Here is a 20,382-nt window from a genome sequence, read left to right on the forward strand (position 1 = left end):
ATCCTCCTCTTGATTGTTTGGTAGTCCCTAGCTAGTCGTTTTACTGTTATAGAATAATTAATTCCTTTGTAGACGGCGACAATACCTCGCAGCCCTCTTCTGTAATGAGGAGCATGTCTTCAATGCGCGCCCCGCCGATTTCCGGTAAATAGATGCCCGGCTCAATTGTAATGACCATGTTTGGCAATAAAAGCTTTTCCGAGTCTACGGAGAATAGCGGCTTCTCGTGTACTTCTAGACCGATTCCATGACCCGTTCCTGTTCCAGAAAATTCATTGTAGCCTGTTTCGATTAGAACCTCTCTCATGTACTCGTCCACTTCACGATCCGTCAACCCCGGTCTTAAATGAGTAGCACAGTTGGTGAATGCCCGGAGAACTACTTGCTGAACTTCTTTCATCTTCTCATTTGGCTCACCCATTGCCACGACACGGGAAATATCGGACCAATAGCCATTGTAGTTTGTCCCAAAGTCAATCGTGATCATGTCACCTTGTTCAATAACCTTGTCGCTTGCTCGGCCGTGCGGAAGCGATGCCCGTTTCCCCGATGCCACAATCGGGCTGAACGTCGAGGTGATTCCGCCGTTCTTTTTGATGAAGTTTTCTAATTCGCCGGCAACTTCCAATTCCGTCAATCCCGGACGAATGAAGTCTAAGACATGTACAAACGCATCATCCGTAATTTTTGAAGATATGCGGATGTTTTCGATTTCTTCGAGCGACTTAACCATACGCAAATTTTCAACGACATCATAAGTAGGGATCATTTCACAATCGATGAGCGCATCCAGTTTTGCATAGTTCCCGAAACTTAAGTGCTGTTGTTCGAATCCAATTCGTTTTATGCCCATCTTATTGATTTGCTTCGCTACTTCATCATAAATCTTATGTTTATGGCCCGTATGCTCTGCATGTAACACAACGTTTAAGCCTGTCTGACTTTTAGCTTGTTCAAAATAGCGGTAATCTGTTATGAAGATAACGTCGTTTTTTGTGATGAGTACAATGCCATTACTACCTGTAAATCCGGTTACGTAGCGTCGGTTCCAATCCCCATTAATCAGCAATCCTTCAATATTTAATTCATTTAACTGATCTTGAAGCTTCGCTATTCTATTCATTTTTCTCCCCCAATGTAAATTATTATTGTTGAAACTGATTCGTATTATTAAAAGAGATATACAGAAAATATTGTTGTAACAACTATGATTGTTATTCCAATGAGCAGAAAGTAGCTTGAAAACGTTGCAGTCTTAGCAACTGACAGTGCAAACTCACCTTGACCATTCACTTCCGCTACGTATCCTTCCACTTTCGAAGAGGTTTTTAAAAACTTTTTAAAACTGTAAAAGAAGAAGTCAAACACCCCTTTTTCTAGCAATAAAAATACGCCCCCCAGCATAAAGATCACTAAGCCAATTAGAAAGAAAATATCCCAAAAAACAACACTTACATTCAGCATGAGAAAGGCCATCGCCAGCAAACCAATACCACTAAAGGTGATGACTAATTTCTTTTTCATCTTAAACAGTCCTTTATGGAAATGTATTAAACTAAAAGAGCAGTAGCTTCTGATTTCCTTTTATATGATTCAACTTCGTCCTCCGTACACGCGACCCAGTGTCCTTCTGTAATCTCCCTCAGTATGCAATCTTCAACGTTTATAGCCCATTCATCCTTATGCACCCTTTTTCTTCTCTTCTCAACTTCAGGGTCCGGAACAGGAATGGCAGATAATAATGACTTGGTGTAAGGATGTAAGGGATTGTCATACAGTTCATTACTCTCAGCCACTTCAACCAACTTCCCTTGGTACATGACACCAACCCGATCGCTAATATACTTCACCATCGACAGATCATGAGCGATAAACAAATACGTTAGGTTCTTCTCTTTTTGAAGTTTCTTCAGCAAATTTGTAATTTGTGCTTGAATGGAGACGTCCAATGCGGAGATTGGCTCATCCGCAATGATAAATTCCGGTTCTACAGCAAGAGCTCGTGCAATACCTATACGCTGTCTTTGTCCTCCACTGAACTCATGTGGGTATCGATTGGCATGCTCTTCTGACAGGCCGACCGTTTTCAATAACTCATAAACCTTTTCCATTCGCTCAGCTTTCGAGGTATACAGCCCATGAATATCCATTCCCTCGGCTATAATATCTGCCACAGTCCACCTCGGATTTAGTGACGAATACGGGTCCTGAAAAATCATTTGAATGTCTTTGTTCAAGTTCAATTTGTTTTTCTTATGAATGTCGACACCTTTAAAGTGAACTTCACCTTCTGTAGCGGTGTACAAACGAATCAGTGTCCTCCCTGTTGTTGACTTCCCGCATCCTGATTCTCCAACCAAGCCAAATGTTTCGCCTTTATAAATATCAAAAGAAATTCCATCGACAGCTTTAATGACTGAGTTTTTACTGCCTTTAAAGTGCTGTTTCAAGCCTTTCACTTCGAGTAACTTCTCCTGACCAATTTCTCTGGCCGGCACTATTTCACTAATTATTTTTGTTTGCTGCTTTGTCTCCACTTTCTTCGCTACTTTTGAGGCCTTTTCATGCAATAACCATGTTGCTGCAGAATGTGTTTCAGATACCTTGAACATCGGTGGATCATGCAGAAAATCTACTTTTAATGCGTATTCATTTCGTAATGCAAATGCATCTCCAGTTGGAGGATATAGTAGATTAGGTGGTGAGCCTGGGATGGTTTGCAATTCTTCTTGATCAATTGTCAAATCTGGCATCGCAGCCAATAACCCTTTAGTATAAGGATGTTGTGGATTATAAAAAACTTCTTCGGTTTTCCCGATTTCGACTACTTTTCCTGCGTACATGACAGCAACTCGATCAGCAATATTTGCAACAACACCTAAATCATGCGTGATGAAAATAATGGATGTCCCCATTTTCTTTTGAATATCTTTCAGCAACTCGAGTACTTGAGCTTGGACAGTAACGTCTAGTGCAGTCGTCGGTTCATCCGCTATTAATATCCCCGGGTTGCAGGCAAGCGCCATGGCGATGACGACACGCTGCTGCATTCCACCGGAAAATTGGTGTGGATATTGCGTTACTCGCTCTTCAGCTTTTGTAATTCCAACTAGACCCAATAAATCAATTGCTTTTTTCTCAGCTTCTTTCTTCGAAAGTTTTTGATGGGCCATAATCCCTTCAATAATTTGATTACTGACAGTCATTGTCGGATTCAGGGACGTCATCGGATCTTGAAATATAATGGATATATCAGATCCCCGGATGCCCATCAATTCCTTATTTGTGAAGGTCGTAATGTCCCGATCTTGGTACCAGATATGCCCTTTCACAATTCGCCCTGCCGGTTTGGGTATCAATCCCATGATACTTTTCGACATAACGGACTTTCCCGATCCCGATTCACCAACGATGGCCAACGTTTCACCTTTATATAATTCAAATGTAACGCCCCGAACAGCTTGTACTTCTCCGTCGTATGTGTCAAAAGAGATATGTAAATCATCTACTGATAAGATCTTCCCCATTTTATTCACCTCTATTTCTTCATTTTCGGATCAAATGAATCCCGAAGACCATCACCAAGCAAGTTAAAACTGATCATTATTAAACTGATAATGATAGAAGAGAACATGAGCATATGTGGATATATTTTCAGCATCTTAAAACCATCATTTACAATCATCCCAAGTGAAGCAATCGGCGGTTGAAGTCCTAAACCGATAAAACTAAGAAAAGCTTCGGTAAATATCGCAGTTGGAATCGTAAACATTGTTGTAATAATGATCGGTCCCAATGAATTGGGAATCAGATGTCCCCAGATGAGCCTCTTATCGTTTGCTCCCAACGTTCTAGAAGCAAGAACGAATTCCTGTCCCTTCAATTTCAAAACTTGCCCCCGTACAATCCTCGCCATACTTACCCATCCCGTAATAACCATAGCCAAGGTTATCGAGACAATTCCAGGCTTTAAAACTAAGATTAGAAGAATGACTACAATCAGATTTGGAATACCCATCAGAACTTCAATGATACGTTGCATCACGTTGTCGATTCGGCCACCGTAATAGGCGGAAATACTGCCGTAAGCTACACCAATCACCAAATCCAATGTCGCTGCCAAGAAAGCAATAAATAATGAGATTCTTGTTCCTTCCCAGATACGCGTCCATAAATCCCGGCCCAAATCATCTGTTCCGAACCAGTAGTACTCAGATACACCTTTTGCTGTGTATTGATCCGTTCCTCGGATATCCACTCCACTTAAACCTAAAAATGGTATATTTTCCAATACCGGTACTTTGGGCGGCATATTTGTTCTCGTTAAGTCTTGTTCATCAAATCCATGCGAATTCATAAAAGGTCCAAAAGCAGCTAGAAAGATGATTAGTACGATGAGGATTAACCCTGTAAACGCACCTTTATTCTTTCGCAACCGTAGCCATGAATCCCTCCAAAAAGTCGATGACGGACGATTTACGCTTTTGTTCTCTATGAACCCTTGCCCCGCCTCTTCAAATAGGTCATCGGCTAATTCAATTTCATTTACCTTCACGATGCCCACCTCCTGAAAGTCGGATTCTCGGATCAATGATGCCATACAACAGATCTACAATGAGGATTACGATAATGAACAACAAGCTATAAAATAATGTCACACCCATGATGACAGGATAATCATTGGTCAATATAGACTTGACGAATTGCTCTCCTAAGCCGGGTACGCTAAATATTTTCTCAACAACCAACGTTCCAGTCATTAACGCGACAGTTAATGGACCTAAAATCGTTATAATAGGTATCATGGCATTACGTAAACCATGTTTCATAACCACAGCTAATTCACTGATTCCCTTCGCTCTAGCGGTCGTAATGTATTCATTCCCCAGGACATCAAGCATTTCAGTTCGCATAAAGCGGGCCATAGTAGCAACTACAAAAGCAGCAAGTGCAATTGTTGGAAGGATGGAATACTCAAACCCTTCCCAAAACGCAACGGGCAACCATTGCAGACGTACACCTACCCAGTACTGGAGAAGTCCTGCCAATACAAAGTTTGGTATCGATAGCCCCAGAACCGCTACAACCATGGCCCCATAGTCAATGAATGTATTGTGCCTCAATGCAGCAATAATTCCCAAAAAGAGCCCGACTATCGTCCCCACAATTAAAGACTGCGCTCCTAATATCGCCGAGACACCTATTCTTTCCCCTATAATACTAGTGACGGATCTACCATCAAATTGAAAGGATACGCCAAAATCACCTTTTGTAGTATTGACCAAATATTTAAAATACTGGACGGATAATGGTTCATTCAAGCCGTATCTTTCGTTTAAAACTTCTTTTTGAGCCGATGATAACCGTTCATCATTAAACGGCGAACCTGGTAGCGTTTGCATTAGAAAAAATGTGAACGTTACGATTATAAAGAAGGTAAATAACATATATCCTATTCTGCTAGCAATATACTTTCTCACGCAAGCCACCGCCTATATCGTGATGTATTGAACAAAAATCTTCCATACCTCTAAAAAGAGAACTTCATTCCTTTGAGAGGTATGATTTGCAGATTTTATATGGTTAATCAGTTATCGATAGTTACCCATTGATAAGAATAAGTAGAGTTTGCGTGTGCAGTAAATCCTTTGACTTTAGGTTTGATTAGACGCGCAGATCCCGCTTGATACATTGGTGAAATTGCAGCCTCCTGCCCGATCAGAATCTCTTCAGCTTCCTGCAACTCGGCAAATCGTTTGTCAATGTCAGAGAAATCAACCATTGCCTTCTTCACGTTTTTGTCAAATTGTTCATTTTTAAAGGCTTGCCAGTTATATGCGCCATCTGATAGGAACACGGATAGAAACTCAACCGGATCCGCCACATCATTTCGCCAGCCTGAATGTGACAAGTCATAATCCAATGCGTCTTCCAATGCCAATTTTTGTTTGTTCGGTTGTTGATTTATCGTAATTTGTAAGCCCGGGAGATTTTTTTCCAATTGATTTTTCATATACTCAGCTACAGACTTCCTTTGCCCGTCGTCATAGCTTAGTAAATCTAGTTTAATTTCTGTTACACCAAGTTCTGCAATACCTTTATTCCAAAACTCTTTCGCTTCTTCAGGTGTCCCCTTGTTCAAATCGCCAAAACGCTCCCTGAACTCTTCTCCATCCGGTGACTGTACAAAATCAGGGAAAACTAACCAGTAAGCAGCTTTTGAGCCATTTTTCAGGATGGCATCTGCCGCCTGCTCTTTATCCCACCCCATGTCAATCGCTTTGCGGATATTCGGATTGCTCAAGTATTTGTTAGTCTGATTCATACGTAAAAAGTAAATTTCAGACTTCAATGAAGTCGTATACTCTTCATGGTCTTTGTAAACATCAACAAATTCCGATGACAAATTGGCGACGTCAATTGTATCCGTTTCATAAAGGTTCACTTCAGTAGAAGTGTCTTTTGCGACTTTGAAATTGATTTCATCCACATTTACATTGTCTGCATTCCAGTATTCCGGATTCTTTTTCAACGTCCATTTTTGGTCATGTTCCCATGAATCCAATGTAAATGGACCATTGAAAACTAGATTTTCGGGTTCAAGTGCGTATTGGTCTTTTTGTTCTTCCGAAAACTTTTCGTTTTGCGGATAAAAAACAGGATTTGCCAAAAGTTCTGTAAAGTAAGGCACTGTGTTCTCCATTTCCACTACTAATGTAAATTCATCCTGTGCCGTAACGCCAAGTTCATCCACTTTTCCATACATTTCATGATCAGGATTTTGGATATTTGCAGCACCTTTCACCGCGCCCATCAAATAAGCATGTGGAGAGATAGACTCCGGATGTAATGCTTTTTTCCAAGCATAAATAAAGTCTTGTGCCGTAGTTGGATCACCGTTACTCCAAACAGCATCTTCCCTTAAGTGGAACGTATATAGTTTGCCATCCTCACTTACGTCATACGTATCGACGATTCCTTCAATAATATTGTCATTTTCATCTACTCTGAAAAGACCCTCAAAAATGTTCTGCATTATAGTTTGCGATAATCCATCCAATGCGCCATTTGATTTAAGTGTCGGAATTTCTCCCGCTACCGCCAAATGGAGAACACTCTTTTCAACGTTCTCTTCTTCCTTGGTTTCACCTTGTGGATCGTCCTTTTTATCGGTTTCTTCAACTTTCTCTCCGCCATAACATCCAGCTAGTAAAACTAGACTTGCAAAAATCAATGTAAGTAACCACGTGGTTTTCTTTACCATAAGTTGTCGCCTCCTCGTTAATATCATCGCGAATTCAATAGTAGACAATTTTGCATGTGTTCATTTTTCCACAGCTAGTCATCGTTTCATGGAACTACTGTCTAATTCTCTTGAATTGACTACCTAAAACACAATTAGTGTAAAATACTATTTACACTCCCCCCAAAAATACTCTTACAGAATTGAAATTAATCAATTGTTCCGTCAAATCACCACAGTATAGTACGCCTATAACATGGATGCGATTATACAATGTAGACGTACAGTCTAACCCCTCTCCTTTCTTTGTCTAATAGTAATTATTAATGCAATTCTCATGCCAATGCTTTTGAATTTGTTGTTTACCTATTCGTTGGTATAAAAAAACCTTTACGCTCTATTTGCTAATACGGCATCATTCTTGCATGATTAGTAGATAACACAATTTTAGGAGGGTTCCATATTGGCTACTATATATGAAGAAAGACGATCGCTTTTGACAGCGCATCTCATTGAGAACAATATCGGTGCAATTATGATTACTGCACCTGCAAATGTTTATTATTATACCGGGTTCAACTCAGATCCCCATGAAAGATTCATGTCTATGTTTATTGACACGCAAGCTGATAAAACCTATTTGTTCGTACCGGCTTTGGACAAGGATGCCGCTATGCTAGACTCCGATGTTACGACAATCATCGCGATTTCAGACGAGCAAGTCCCTTTCGAGGTTGTTCGTGAATCGGTTGGAACGCTTTCGGAAACAGTTGGAATTGAAGCCAAAGCGCTGAGTTATGATCGGTACACTAGTTTGCTGTCGTTTTTCCCGGGTGTGCAAGTAGTCGATGTACAGCCTTTCATTAACAAACAAAGAATGAAGAAATCTAAAGAAGAAATCGCAAAATTACGGACGGCTATTGAAATCATTGAAAAGGTTTTGGAAGAAGGCATTAAGAAAGTGGAAATCGGAATGTCCGAATCCGAGTTTACGGCAGAATTAGAGTTTTTGATGAGGAAATTCGGTGCAGATGGTCCTTCTTTCTCGACTATCGTGCTTACCGGTGAAAAAGCAGCATTGCCGCATGGTTCTCCTGGTGAACGTAAAATTCAACAAGGTGACTATTTGCTGATTGATTTCGGCGTCATCAAAGATGGGTATTGTTCTGATATTACGAGGACTTTCATTATTGGAGGAGCTTCAGACAAACAAAGAGAAATTTACGACATCGTTCTGCGGTCCAATGAAGCTGGCATCAATGCCGTCAAAGCAGGGGTACCAGTAAAAACATTCGATATCGCAGCGAGAAATGTCATCACCACTAGTGGCTACGGGGAGTATTTCAATAACCGTGTCGGGCACGGATTGGGGATTGAAGTGCACGAAGAGCCTTCCATTCATGAAAACAATGAGCAGATTGCGGAAGCGGGGCTTGTCTTTACAATTGAACCCGGTATTTATATTCCGAATGTCGGCGGTGTTCGTATCGAAGACATTGTCTATATCAATGAAGACGGGAAAGCGGAAGTATTGTCTTCGTTCCCGAAACAACTGCAAATTCTATAATTTGATCATGTTCATAATTTCCTTGCATGTAGAGCAGCAACAAATCTATTGTTGCCACTCTTCACTTGCAAGGTTTTTTTACTTCTAGCATGTCTGAATAAAACTATTCTCTGCAGGGGTACCTATAAACAATTGTTTTATTACTTCATTCACGGCTCAAGTACGTCTCGAAGTCCATCTTTCCCTACTCGTACTTTTTTGTCTCTCAATTCAATAGATGAATCTAATTCCATCTCTTTGCATCTGTCTTCCCAGAAATCCGCACCCTTGATTCCTACTTTAATCGGATCAAACACAGGGTCTTTTCCGGCCTTCATCTGAACATCAAAATCCTTCAAAACTTTTAGCGTCGGCTTTGTCAAAAGTAATATCGCGATAAGATTTAGCCAAGCCATACTTCCAAACCCTAAATCTCCGAGAGCCCACATAAATGACGCGGATTTGACGCTGCCGACATATACCATCGCTAGAAAAACAAGTTTCAAAACCGTTTTCAACCACTGCGCCTTTAGTTTTCGGTCAAGATACACAATTGTTGTTTCAGCGATATAGTAATAGGCCATCAGAGTAGTAAACGCGAAGAAGAAGATGGCGATGGCAACAAACAATGCACCATAACCCGGGAAAACGGTTTCTACCGCTTCCTGCGTGTAGATAGGACCGGCCTCAACACCCCTCATCGTATCGACAATTGGGTCTTTGCCCTCTGGTGTAACGCTGTACATGCCAGTCACGAGAATCATGAAAGCTGTTGCCGTACAGACCACAATTGTATCGATGTAAATCGAAAACGCTTGTACTAAGCCTTGCTTAGCAGGGTGGGTAACTTCAGCCGCTGCTGAACTGTATGTTGCTTCACCAACACCCGCAACACTAGAGAAAATGGCTCTTCTGACTCCCCAGGCAATTGCTGAGCCGAGAATTCCTCCGAACGCCTCATTCATGCCAAATGCGCTTGAAAGAATCAGAGAGAACATTTTAGGCACTTCTGACATATTTGCAAATAACACGATGAACGTAACAATTACATAACCTACTGCCATAATTGGAACAACTTTGTCTGCGACACTGGCAATTCGCTTCACGCCGCCAAAAATAATTACCCCAAGCAATACAACCATTAGAATTCCAGTAATACTCTTATTCAAACCAAGTACATTTTCAAATCCAATCGCAATACTATTCGCTTGTATTCCAGGTACTAAAATGCCGTAGGATAGCGTAACAACAACAGCCATCACTACTGCAAACCACCTCATGTTCAACCCTTTTTCGATGAAGAAGGGTGTACCTCCTCGATATTCATTTCCTATTTTACTCTTGTATACTTGGGAAAGTGTCGATTCAATAAATGCACTGGCTCCACCTAATATTGCCATTACCCACATCCAGAAAATTGCTCCTGGACCTCCGAAGGCTATAGCCGTAGCCACCCCAGCAATATTACCGATCCCTACACGGCCTGCCAAAGCTAAACAAAAAGCCTGAAAAGAAGATATTCCTGACTCTGAACTTTTACCCTCAAATATTAATTTGATCATTTGTTTAAAGTATCTCAATTGAACAAAACGCGTAACAATTGTAAAGAATAATCCTGCCCCCAGGACAAAGATGACCAATCCTAGACTCCATACCTGATCGACTAACCAATTCACTAGATTCTCCATATAGGTCCCCTTTCGAAATCGCTTTCATTTTTTTTTTGCATTGCTCTCATTTATAAAATGAGCACTACCATTACCCAATGCACCTTTATATCTCAACACCTCTCCTATATACATAGTTCTATTGCAATTTCCATGCCAAAAGCTTCTGCACTTCTTGTACTAGTGTCTTTGGGGAGCGACGGATGAACTAACACCATATGATTACTGAAAAAATTAGGGATGCGACGAAGTCACATCCCTAATTAAGCAATAAAACTCTAAAATTAAACTACTAATTCAAATGTGTAAAACTTCTTCAAATGACTGTCAATATATTTTTACTACTTTTGTTGAATCAACCTCCACAATATTTTTATCTAATCTGAAGATTCATATTTCATGTCGAATTTTATAATTGCCTATGCTATAATTAAGACTACAATCATGTAAGCGTATTCATTCTTTATCAGCTACAAAAGGAGGAATCGTCATGGAACTTGGGCTCCAGCAACGGCAGGAACTGAATCTATTAATGACTTTTGAATTAAGGCAAGCTATTGAACTATTACAATACTCCACTTATGAACTCGAACAATATATTAGGGAGCAAGAGCTTGAAAATCCACTTATCAAACTTAAAGAAAAGGAAGAGAAGCCAGTCCATGAAGAACGTTTGCATCGACAATCCTCCTCCTTCGGTAGTTCCGAGATGCCCATGGATGCGGTGCGAAGCAATGATAAAAATATGCGGGATGAATTACTGGAACAGGCAAAGTTCATGTATCCGGATATCCATACGCAAAAACTGATAAAGTATCTCCTTTACAATATTGATGACAATGGCTACTTACAAATCACCGATACCCATTCGAATGACTATTTGGCATTTGGAGAAGATGATATCGAAAAAGGAATCCACCTCCTTCAACAACTTGGTCCAATTGGGATAGGTGCCAGGGATTTAAAAGAATGTCTGCTACTACAAATCACGTATAGCTACCCTGAAAACAATTTAGCTGCTTGTTTAGTGGAGCACCATTTGAACCTGATTGCTGACCGTAAATGGAACGAAATTGCTTCAAAAATGAAAATCGAAATGCACGAAGTGAAAGATCTTTTCGATTTTATACAAACACTCAATCCTAGACCTTGCTCCTTCACTTCTGATTCTTCAACGGAATATTTGACACCCGATATCATTGTCGAGTGGAAGGATGATGAATTCACTTTTCATTTGAATGATGGGTATTTACCAGCGATTCATATAAATAAAGATTATTCACAGTATCTTAACGTAAAAAATGACGCATCAAAATATATGAATACGCAATATAAAAATTATCAATGGCTTCTTAGCAGCATTGAACAGCGCAGAAATACAATCATTAAAATTGTACAGGTCCTTTTGGAAAGACAGGAGGATTTTTTCAAAAAAGGGTTCCATTCATTGAAACCTCTCACCCTCAAAGAGGTCGCCGATGAAATTGAAATGCATGAATCGACTGTCAGTCGGGCAACGACAAACAAAGTGATCCAGACGCCATTCGGTTCATTTGATTTGCGGTTGCTATTCACTTCAAAGCTAGAAACGGCAGACGGAAATACCATTTCCCAAACGAAGATGAAGACACTTCTGGAAAGTTTCATTGCACAAGAAAACAAGTTCAAACCGTATTCCGATCAAAAAATAGCCGAATACTTCAATACTGAACAGGGAATTACAATATCCAGACGGACAATCAGCAAATACAGGGAAGAATTACGAATCCCACCTTCAAGTAAACGCAAGGATATTCAAGTATAAAAGCGCCCTACACAAATAAGAGGAGGAATGGAGATGTTCAATCATCTCCATTCCTCCTCTTATTTCAAACTGCTATGCTTTTTCTGCTGAAAAGTGGCCAAGCCAGTATTTATTGTAAAGGATAATTGCCCCACTCAATAAACATGCGTAGACTCCAGTGGTTTTCCCCAAACCGTACATCAACGATAAAAGAATGATTAGCGCAAAAACAAGCGAACCTACTATTTTGATAAACGGTGTTATGTTATTCCGGAAAGTCATCGAAATCACTTTCTCACCAATCTTCATGAATAGTAAAGTAAGTATGATAGCGCTTACCATCAGTGCCATAAATTCAAATACCCCCATAGTTAAGCCCCTTTTCAGAAAGTTTTGCATACTCTTATTGTATCCGAAGTGCTAACTCAATTGCCATACTATTCAAAAATCATGTTTATTTATCAGTTACAAAAAAGACCCTGGGTTAAATCCAGGGTCTTTTTTTCATCCATGATTCTAAGGTCAATTATTGTTTAATATTCACAAATACACTTTTCACTTCGGTGTAGTTCGCCAAGCCATACTCTCCACCCATTTCGCGGCCAATACCGGATTGTTTGTAGCCACCGAACGGCATCGTTTCGATTTCGATACCGAAGTCGTTGATCCAGACTGTCCCTGCTTGTAACTTCTTCGCAACGTAATGTCCCGTTTTGATATTTTCTGTCCAGACACTTGCAGCGAGTCCATAGATACTGTCATTTGCACGGCGGATCACTTCTTCCACCGTATCAAATACAAAAATGGATAGGACTGGCCCAAAGATTTCCTCACGCGCAATCATCATATCGTCTTCTACATCTGCAAAAATCGTCGGTTGCACATAGTACCCTTTATCAAAAGCTTTGCTGCCGCCTGCGACAAGGCGTGCACCTTCCGCTTTTCCTTTTTCGATATAGTCAAGAACCGTTTGTTGCTGTTTCGCTGAAACGAGTGGTCCCATTTCCGTTTCCGAATCCATACCAGGTCCGAGTTTCAGTGCATTTGCACGCTCGACTAACTCACTCACGACGCGGTCATAATGCGTCCGGTGAACGAATACGCGCGTACAAGCGCTACAGTTTTGACCATGGTTATACATCGTGCCGTTAAATGCCCCTTCAATTGCTTCTTCAAGGTTAGCATCTTCCAGGATGATGCTTGGTGATTTACCGCCAAGCTCAAGCGTAATGCCTTTGAGCTGATCAGCCGCTTTACGCATAATGCCTTTTCCGACAGCCGTTGAACCCGTAAATGCAACTTTATCGACATCCTTATGTCCGACAATCGCATCTCCAGCAACTCGACCGGCGCCAGGCACAACATTGACGACACCGTCAGGGAAACCGGCATCTTTGAATAGTTTTGCCACGTATAGCAGGGACAGCGGCGTTTCACTTGCAGGCTTGATGACAACCGTACAGCCGACTGCGAGTGCCGAACCGAGCTTCCAAGCAGCCATCGCAAGCGGGAAGTTCCAAGGAATAATTTGTCCAACGACACCTACTGCTTCATGAACAGTGTAATTTAAGTAATCCTTTGAAACTGGGATTGTTTGTCCGACCATTTTCGTTGCCCAGCCCGCGTAGTATCTGAAATGCTGAACCGTGCCATCCACATCATCTGCCAATGCAACTTCATACGGTTTGCCATTATCCAGTGCTTCCAGTTGTGCAAGCTCTTCACGGTTTTCTTCCAATAGATCTGCGAACTTATAGATGAGATGAGAACGTTCTGCTGTCTCCATCTTCGTCCATTCGCCTTCATCAAATGCTTTTCTTGCGGCAGCAACCGCAGCATCGATATCTTCCGCTTGCGCCTCACTTACTTGCGCAATCACTTCTTCAGTTGCCGGATTAATAACATCGAATGTTTCCCCACCAATTGACGGTACGTACTCCCCTTCAATGTAAAGCCCTTTGACACCTTGCAAAAATTCCTGCACTTTTGGTTTTAATTTATAGTCTGTTGCTTTCATTCGTTTTTCGCCTCCATTTCTTAGTTAGTGACTGTTTCCAGGCTTTGTAGTAGTTCAATCAATTTCGCATCTTCCTCTTCACTAAGCGGAAGTCTTGGTCTGCGGCATGGTCCGCCTGCTAAACCTTGTAGGTCCATTGCTCTCTTGACGATTTGGACGTATTTTCCTGACCCTTCAAGGAATTCGCAAAGCGGTAGAAGTCTGTCATAAAGTGCCCAAGCCTTGTCCATTTCATTGTTTTGAACAAGGTTGTACAATTCCGTTACCTGACGCGGTGCGATGTTCCCAGAGACGGAAATCCAGCCCGTCGCGCCGACAAGCAATGATTCGATCGCAAGGTCCTCAGAACCGCAGAATACTTTAATGAACCCAGCACCTTGACGAGCGATATCACGCGCTTTACCGATGCCTCCGCTCGATTCTTTAATATGTGTAATGTTTTCAACGTCGCGTCCAACTTTTAGAATCGTTTCCGTACTGATGTCGACGCCTGATGTGAATGGGTTATTGTAGATCATCACCGGGAATTTAACCGATTCTGCAACAGCCTTGAAGTGTTCATAGATTTCGTTTTCTTTCGGATGTGAATAATACGAATTGATCAGCAATGAAGCGTCCGCCCCAGCCTGTTCAGCCTGCTGTGTAAATTCAATTGCATCTGCCGTCGTTTCAGCCGCCGTCCCTACTACTAGTGGAATTCGCTTGTTGATTTGTGCAACTGCTACTTCAACTGCTTTATAGCGCTCTTCCCTTGTCAAGCTGACGAACTCACCTGTACTGCCATTTATCGCAAGACCTGCCACACCTGCATTGATGAAATGCTCAATGTTGTTTCTGAATCCGTCCCAATCGATTTCCTTTTCGTTGATCATTGGTGTTACTAGTACTGGGAATACCCCTTCAAGTTTTACCATAATAAATTCCTCCTAAGTTTTATGTTTTTTTAGTTACCTGTTTAATTCCAGCTTTCTAATGCATCTTTAGCCAGTTAATTTTCTTCAAAATACATCATGCCAATAAGAAGCCATCTTTCAATGGATCGTCCTGATCAAAAATGAATTCATGTGCTCCCGTTACAAACGCTTCTGTTGCGACGGAATATCGATGTTCATCCACCGAAAGTTTTTTCGCGGTCAATGAACTTCCAAAAATACTTTCATTTTCAATTTTGGTTAGACCTGTTTCTTTATTTGCCAGTGTTGTAAGAATGGCAAACGTACTATCAATCCCTGGTGAACGTAGGATGTATCCGTCTTTTTCAAACGTTACCGATCGGATTTTATCAGGTGAAGATGGTACTGATTCAATGACTACAACCCCTGCGTAGTCGACGTTATCGTTCGTCAATTTCGTCGTCTGCTGCAAACCCCAGCGGTTCAATGCTGCCAGATGTTCCAATTCGATGCTTTGGATGGTATCTGGCAACGTGTAAATCAAGTAATTTCGCGCATTGTCAACACTTATTGAAACGTATTCCGGATTGGAATTAATTTCTGAACAAGCTTCACTTTCAATGGAAACGGAAGTCACTTCTTGGTTTTCAACAACCGCTTTCACTGTATAAATCCCATTCACTGTTTCTACTTTGTAAAACTCATCTACTGATTTATTCAAATTTCCGGTTTCAATCAACGCCGTTACCGTCGCGAGCAGGCCTTCATATTTGAAGTTACTGACATCTGCATGATTGAAGAATAACAATGAAAAGTCCGCGACTTTGGATGAAGCAACTACGCATCCATGCATCCCGCGGTGTCCTCGCGGTTCGTTCAGCAATAAGTTCTTTTCATTCATAAAGTTATTTTCCAACGCATCTTGATTGGTTTGTACGTCACCCCCGTGAAGCCTAATGGGTGATTGGATAACGATTCTGAATGCCTCTCCCGCTACATGCGTATCGATTGTGCTGTACATTTTTTCGAAGTTCATTTAGACACCCTCTTTCACTGGAACATGTTCCATCGGCGGAATAAGCAGGAATCCTTCGCGCAGTGGATCTTTTTCATTGTAGAAGAAACGATGCATCCCCATAATCCAAGCAGAGCCCGTCACTTCCGTAATCACCGCATCCAGGTCTTTCACTTTTGTTTCTTCCAGCACCTTTGCTTTGAATAACGTACCAACGATACTTTCATGAACGAAAAGTTCATTCATCCCGATTTGTTTTTTCTTGTACAGCGTCGCCAGTTTCGCGGATGTGCCTGTTCCGCATGGAGATCTATCAATCCCTCCTGGCGGAACAATAACCGTATTTTTAACATGTGCATCTGGATGAACCGGGTCCGTAAAGAATTCAACATGCGTCAAACCCGCGATGAACGGAAACTCAGGATGAATTACTTCTTCAGTTGCATTGATGGCATTGCGAATATCGATTGCCTTATTGATGATAGTTGTTGCATTTTTCTCCACCAATGGCAGATTAAGTTTACGTGCATCGATAATTCCATAGAAATTACCACCATACGCGATGTCACACTCCACATTGCCGATTCCTTCTACATTAATTTCAATGGATTTCAGTAAAAATGCCGGCACATTGTCGAACGTCACTTCTTCGGCTTTTCCGTTGACGACCTTGATTTTCACGTCGATAAGCCCTGCAGGTGTATCCACTTTTAGATTTGTAACAGGCTCATGAACTTCAATCAGTCCTGCTTCAACGAGGGCTGTACAGAATCCGATTGTATCGTGCCCACACATTGGCAAATAACCGCCTGTTTCGATATAAATAACACCTACATCAGCATCCGGATGGCAAGGTTCCGTCAGTAAAGCGCCTGACATAACACCGTGTCCCCGTGGTTCATTCATTAGGAATTTTCGAATCCAGTCAAATTCCTCCTCCATATACAACATTTTTTCAGACATTGTATTTCCTTTCAAAGGTGGCAATCCACTTATCACTGTCCTTGTTGGATTTCCACCCGTGTGCGTATCGATTGTTGTGAACAGTCGCTGGTAATTCATCCGATGGTCACCCTCTCTTTAAAACGACTGAGTTGCAATGGCTCTATTGGAATACACGTTTCTTTTTCGTTAATCATTTCTTCTATCAGTTTTCCTGTCACGGCAGCAAGACTAATCCCATCTCCCTCGTGACCCGCAGCGATGAAATACCCCGGGATATGCTCTACGCGCGAAATGATTGGTAAGTGATCTTCCGTCCACGGCCGCAAACCGGCATACGTCCGGATGACGGTCATATCCGCAATTTTCGGATAGAAGCGCATCGCACGCTTGGCAATGTATTTTGTCACTTCATGATCGACACGTGTGTCAAAACCGGTAAATTGCCGGCTACTACCGATTAAAAAGTTTTGACTTTCAGTTGGCTCGAATACAAGCGCAACGCCATACTTCTCCGTCATTGGATCTACCGTTCTTTCACCGCCAAATTTTGAAATTAGGTAGCCAAACTCCATCACTTTTCTTAACCCAACAGGTTGTTGCCGTGAAGCAACAATCAGTTGACCTTTCCTTGGAATGATCGGAATATCCAAGCCCATCATCTCACCGAGTTTCGGTGCCCAAACACCCCCGGCATTGACCACTTTATTGGCGGTATACATACCATTATCCGTTTCGATGAAAAACTGACCCGCTTCATTTCGCGTCACATTTTTCACTTCTGTATTTGTATGTATTTTCGCACCTTTTTTCTCAGCACTATGAAACATTGAATACGTCATCATGTACGGATTGACGGTTGAATCTGTTTTACATTCCAGTCCACCATACAAATCGTCTGCAAAGTAGTTGGACTCATTGCGCAAGTCTTGACGATCCAGCATCTTGAAATCTAATCCAGCTTCTTGCTGTCTTCTGACCCACTGACTCGCAGCTTCCATTTCAGCATCGTTCTCACACACTAAAATACTCCCAGGGTTGCGGTATTCAAATGAAACCTCAAGTTCTTTATCCAACTCATGCACGAGTTGTTGACTTTTCACAGACATCTGACTATCAAAACCGGGATCTTTGTCAATCGCCAGTATATTTCCATCGCACCTGGAGGAGGTACCGCTCGCCAACTCCTTCTTTTCAAGGACGGTGATATCCAAGCCGGCTTTCGAACCGTAATAGGCAATAGCTGCGCCCATGATTCCGCCTCCGATGACGACAACATCTCGATGTTGAGTATTTATCACAATAACCCCCCTCTCACTTGCTCGTTCACTTATATCTAATGCAAGTTGCATGCCAAACAGTAAAATCCCTCTATTTAATCATTCTCCATTGAATATTCTAATAGTTAGTGTAAACTTATCTATACAGTTCAAATATTTTGACAGTAGAGGTGGCTAAGAAAATGAAATTTTCTCAAAAACTACTTGGTAAGTTGCTAGAAAAAGAGTTCACACTAGTGGAATCAATGAAAGACGAAGATTCATTGGCGAAGCGGATTGCAGAAGAAATGCCTAAAACGGTATTCCTTTTAACGGAGGATGGTCCGCAATGTGTCAAACTTAGTGAATTTAAAAAAGAAATAATATATACCCCTTGCAAAGCTTTATCGTTAAACAGCTCATCGCAAGAAGTCTTTAAAGAGCTTGGGGCTAACGACATCGCACTTATCTGTAATGAGTCTGGTGAATATCTAGGATTTCTGACATATGAGGTATTTTCTAAACACTTATTGAACGAATACCGGCGGGCCGAAGCCTATTTAAACACTATCTTACAAACCATCGATGAGTCTTGCACAGTGATAGATGACGAAGCCAATGTCCTTTTTTGGACAAAAGGAGCAGAAAAAATATTTTCTGTAAAAGAAGAGGACATCATCGGTCAACCCATTACCGATTTTTTCAGTCCCGAGAGATTGGAAATTCTAAATACCTTAAAGGACGGAAATTCTCTATACCACAGCCAGCACCATGCCCGTAAGGATCTAGTCGTCATGATTAATTCCAATCCTGTCTATTTCAATGAAGAGATCATTGGGGCGGTTGTTTCTGAAACGGATATAACCAGTCAGATTTTATTGAATAATGAGCTTTACATGACTTCTGAAAAGTTATTCAGTCTGGAGGAAGAAGTTAGAAAGACATCGCCTACCATCAATCCTTTTTCCTTCATAAAAGGCAACAGCCCTGCACTGAAACAGACGTTGGAAATCGCTAGAAAAGCAGCTACCACAAATGCTGGCGTCCTTATTTACGGGGAAAGCGGTGTCGGTAAAGAACTGTTTGCGAAAGCAATCCACAACTTACGCGAGACTGAAAGTGCACCATTCGTCGCCATCAATTGCGGCGCCATCCCAAGCGGACTATTTGAAAGTGAAATCTTCGGGTACGAAAAGGGCGCTTTCTCAGGAGCAAATCAAAAAGGAAAAAAAGGGAAAGTGGAACTTGCGAAGAACGGTACATTGTTTTTAGATGAAATCGGAGAAATGCCCATGGACATGCAAGTGAAGATTCTTAGGCTTCTTCAAGAAAAGAAGTTTTACACTGTCGGCGGCACGAAAGAACTCGAAGTGGATTTCCGTGTTGTTGCAGCAACCAATCGCGACTTGAAAGAGCTTATTAATGAAGGGAAATTCAGGGAAGACCTTTATTACCGTTTAAATGTCGTCAATTTCAAAGTCCCGCCATTGCGCGAACGTCTTGAAGATATTATTGAGTTGACCCATTATTTCCTCTATGAATTATCCGTAAAGTATAACCGGCCCATCCACGGTATTTCGCAAGCCGTCATGCAGTCATTGCTTCAACACTCATGGCCGGGTAACATCCGTGAGCTGAAGAACGTCATTGAACGGCTCGTTGCGTTTTCTGAAAACGGAGAAATAAGAATAGATGACCTTCCAGTTGAAATGGAACGAATTCCACAATCTACAATTACGGATAATGATGTACCGCAAGTCCACCAGCTAACCAATACTGAAGGATTTTCTTTACAGGAACAATTACAGATGTACGAAAAAGAAATTATCCTCAAGGAACTGAGTAAAGCCGATGGAAATAAACTCCTTTGCGCTAAAAACTTAGAAATCACTCGAGCAACTCTCTATAACCGGATGAATAAGTTAGGCATTAAATTATGACTCTCCAAACTTGGCTACATTCTTGCATATAGATATATGCATATATAAAAAGTTTAAGTATGGGGTGATTTACTTGT

Annotated in this window: 16 protein-coding genes; 3 read left to right on the top strand and 13 right to left on the bottom strand. The window is 41.4% G+C overall.

Annotated elements, in window-relative coordinates; all coding sequences use genetic code 11:
* Window positions 1-46: 46 nt before the first annotated feature.
* The 6 genes from AC1TO4_RS07810 to AC1TO4_RS07835 all read right to left on the bottom strand — a co-directional run bounded on the left by AC1TO4_RS07810 (window position 47) and on the right by AC1TO4_RS07835 (window position 7,264).
* A complete protein-coding gene (locus tag AC1TO4_RS07810; protein WP_482104845.1) occupies window positions 47-1,123 on the bottom strand; it encodes a M24 family metallopeptidase in 1,077 nt (358 codons plus the stop codon).
* Window positions 1,124-1,170: 47 nt separating this feature from the next.
* Window positions 1,171-1,524: a DUF3899 domain-containing protein gene (locus AC1TO4_RS07815; RefSeq protein ID WP_482104846.1), complete on the bottom strand. Its 354-nt coding sequence runs from the start codon at window positions 1,522-1,524 to the stop codon at window positions 1,171-1,173.
* 26 nt (window positions 1,525-1,550) lie between these two features.
* Window positions 1,551-3,527, bottom strand: a complete 1,977-nt coding sequence (locus tag AC1TO4_RS07820) for an ABC transporter ATP-binding protein (RefSeq protein WP_482104847.1) — start codon at window positions 3,525-3,527, stop codon at window positions 1,551-1,553.
* 11 nt (window positions 3,528-3,538) lie between these two features.
* Window positions 3,539-4,600, bottom strand: coding sequence for an oligopeptide ABC transporter permease (opp3C, locus tag AC1TO4_RS07825; RefSeq protein ID WP_482101753.1), 1,062 nt, complete (start codon window positions 4,598-4,600; stop codon window positions 3,539-3,541).
* Window positions 4,542-5,480, bottom strand: a complete 939-nt coding sequence (gene opp3b / locus AC1TO4_RS07830) for an oligopeptide ABC transporter permease (protein WP_482104848.1) — start codon at window positions 5,478-5,480, stop codon at window positions 4,542-4,544. The genes opp3C and opp3b overlap by 59 nt, the downstream gene beginning before the upstream one ends.
* 107 nt (window positions 5,481-5,587) lie before the next feature.
* Entirely contained in the window at window positions 5,588-7,264 is a 1,677-nt protein-coding gene (locus AC1TO4_RS07835) for a peptide ABC transporter substrate-binding protein (protein ID WP_482104849.1), read from the bottom strand.
* A gap of 442 nt (window positions 7,265-7,706) precedes the next feature.
* On the opposite strand from AC1TO4_RS07835, the gene AC1TO4_RS07840 reads away from it, so the two are divergent.
* On the top strand, window positions 7,707-8,810 hold the full coding sequence (locus AC1TO4_RS07840; RefSeq protein ID WP_482104850.1) for a M24 family metallopeptidase: 1,104 nt from the start codon (window positions 7,707-7,709) through the stop codon (window positions 8,808-8,810).
* A 149-nt stretch (window positions 8,811-8,959) separates the two neighbouring features.
* Here the strand turns inward: AC1TO4_RS07840 and AC1TO4_RS07845 are convergent, their stop codons facing one another.
* Window positions 8,960-10,477 (bottom strand): alanine/glycine:cation symporter family protein, encoded by a 1,518-nt coding sequence (locus AC1TO4_RS07845; RefSeq protein WP_482101757.1) that lies wholly within the window; start codon window positions 10,475-10,477, stop codon window positions 8,960-8,962.
* A gap of 469 nt (window positions 10,478-10,946) precedes the next feature.
* Here AC1TO4_RS07845 and rpoN point away from each other — a divergent pair, with 469 nt between their 5' ends.
* On the top strand, window positions 10,947-12,260 hold the full coding sequence (gene rpoN / locus AC1TO4_RS07850; protein ID WP_482104851.1) for an RNA polymerase factor sigma-54: 1,314 nt from the start codon (window positions 10,947-10,949) through the stop codon (window positions 12,258-12,260).
* 72 nt (window positions 12,261-12,332) lie between these two features.
* Here rpoN and AC1TO4_RS07855 read toward each other — a convergent pair whose 3' ends face one another.
* The 6 genes from AC1TO4_RS07855 to AC1TO4_RS07880 all read right to left on the bottom strand — a co-directional run bounded on the left by AC1TO4_RS07855 (window position 12,333) and on the right by AC1TO4_RS07880 (window position 18,404).
* Window positions 12,333-12,608 (bottom strand): hypothetical protein, encoded by a 276-nt coding sequence (locus AC1TO4_RS07855; protein ID WP_482104852.1) that lies wholly within the window; start codon window positions 12,606-12,608, stop codon window positions 12,333-12,335.
* 157 nt (window positions 12,609-12,765) lie between these two features.
* Entirely contained in the window at window positions 12,766-14,256 is a 1,491-nt protein-coding gene (locus tag AC1TO4_RS07860; RefSeq protein WP_482104853.1) for an aldehyde dehydrogenase family protein, read from the bottom strand.
* A 20-nt stretch (window positions 14,257-14,276) separates the two neighbouring features.
* Window positions 14,277-15,170, bottom strand: coding sequence for a 4-hydroxy-tetrahydrodipicolinate synthase (dapA, locus tag AC1TO4_RS07865; protein ID WP_482104854.1), 894 nt, complete (start codon window positions 15,168-15,170; stop codon window positions 14,277-14,279).
* A gap of 94 nt (window positions 15,171-15,264) precedes the next feature.
* Entirely contained in the window at window positions 15,265-16,185 is a 921-nt protein-coding gene (locus tag AC1TO4_RS07870; RefSeq protein WP_482104855.1) for a proline racemase family protein, read from the bottom strand.
* Window positions 16,186-17,226 (bottom strand): proline racemase family protein, encoded by a 1,041-nt coding sequence (locus AC1TO4_RS07875; RefSeq protein ID WP_482104856.1) that lies wholly within the window; start codon window positions 17,224-17,226, stop codon window positions 16,186-16,188.
* The gene (locus tag AC1TO4_RS07880) at window positions 17,223-18,404 is read right to left on the bottom strand and encodes an NAD(P)/FAD-dependent oxidoreductase (protein WP_482102732.1); all 1,182 of its coding nucleotides are present in this window, start codon (window positions 18,402-18,404) and stop codon (window positions 17,223-17,225) included. Before AC1TO4_RS07880 ends, AC1TO4_RS07875 begins: the two co-directional genes overlap by 4 nt.
* A 164-nt stretch (window positions 18,405-18,568) precedes the next feature.
* Between AC1TO4_RS07880 and AC1TO4_RS07885 the strand changes: the two genes are divergently transcribed.
* The gene (locus AC1TO4_RS07885; RefSeq protein ID WP_482104857.1) at window positions 18,569-20,305 is read left to right on the top strand and encodes a sigma-54 interaction domain-containing protein; all 1,737 of its coding nucleotides are present in this window, start codon (window positions 18,569-18,571) and stop codon (window positions 20,303-20,305) included.
* The last annotated feature ends 77 nt before the right edge of the window (window positions 20,306-20,382 follow it).

The sequence above is a fragment of the Sporosarcina sp. Y838 genome (assembly GCF_056786515.1).

Bases quoted from the DNA above. Each gene is read 5' to 3' on its own strand.
- dapA (WP_482104854.1), bottom strand. From the start codon at position 15,170: ATGGTAAAACTTGAAGGGGTATTCCCAGTACTAGTAACACCAATGATC.
- AC1TO4_RS07810 (WP_482104845.1), bottom strand. From the start codon at position 1,123: ATGAATAGAATAGCGAAGCTTCAAGATCAGTTAAATGAATTAAATATT.
- AC1TO4_RS07860 (WP_482104853.1), bottom strand. From the start codon at position 14,256: ATGAAAGCAACAGACTATAAATTAAAACCAAAAGTGCAGGAATTTTTG.
- AC1TO4_RS07875 (WP_482104856.1), bottom strand. From the start codon at position 17,226: ATGAATTACCAGCGACTGTTCACAACAATCGATACGCACACGGGTGGA.
- rpoN (WP_482104851.1), top strand. From the start codon at position 10,947: ATGGAACTTGGGCTCCAGCAACGGCAGGAACTGAATCTATTAATGACT.
- AC1TO4_RS07855 (WP_482104852.1), bottom strand. From the start codon at position 12,608: ATGGGGGTATTTGAATTTATGGCACTGATGGTAAGCGCTATCATACTT.
- AC1TO4_RS07845 (WP_482101757.1), bottom strand. From the start codon at position 10,477: ATGGAGAATCTAGTGAATTGGTTAGTCGATCAGGTATGGAGTCTAGGA.
- AC1TO4_RS07835 (WP_482104849.1), bottom strand. From the start codon at position 7,264: ATGGTAAAGAAAACCACGTGGTTACTTACATTGATTTTTGCAAGTCTA.
- AC1TO4_RS07885 (WP_482104857.1), top strand. From the start codon at position 18,569: ATGAAATTTTCTCAAAAACTACTTGGTAAGTTGCTAGAAAAAGAGTTC.
- AC1TO4_RS07870 (WP_482104855.1), bottom strand. From the start codon at position 16,185: ATGAACTTCGAAAAAATGTACAGCACAATCGATACGCATGTAGCGGGA.
- AC1TO4_RS07820 (WP_482104847.1), bottom strand. From the start codon at position 3,527: ATGGGGAAGATCTTATCAGTAGATGATTTACATATCTCTTTTGACACA.
- AC1TO4_RS07815 (WP_482104846.1), bottom strand. From the start codon at position 1,524: ATGAAAAAGAAATTAGTCATCACCTTTAGTGGTATTGGTTTGCTGGCG.
- opp3C (WP_482101753.1), bottom strand. From the start codon at position 4,600: ATGGCATCATTGATCCGAGAATCCGACTTTCAGGAGGTGGGCATCGTG.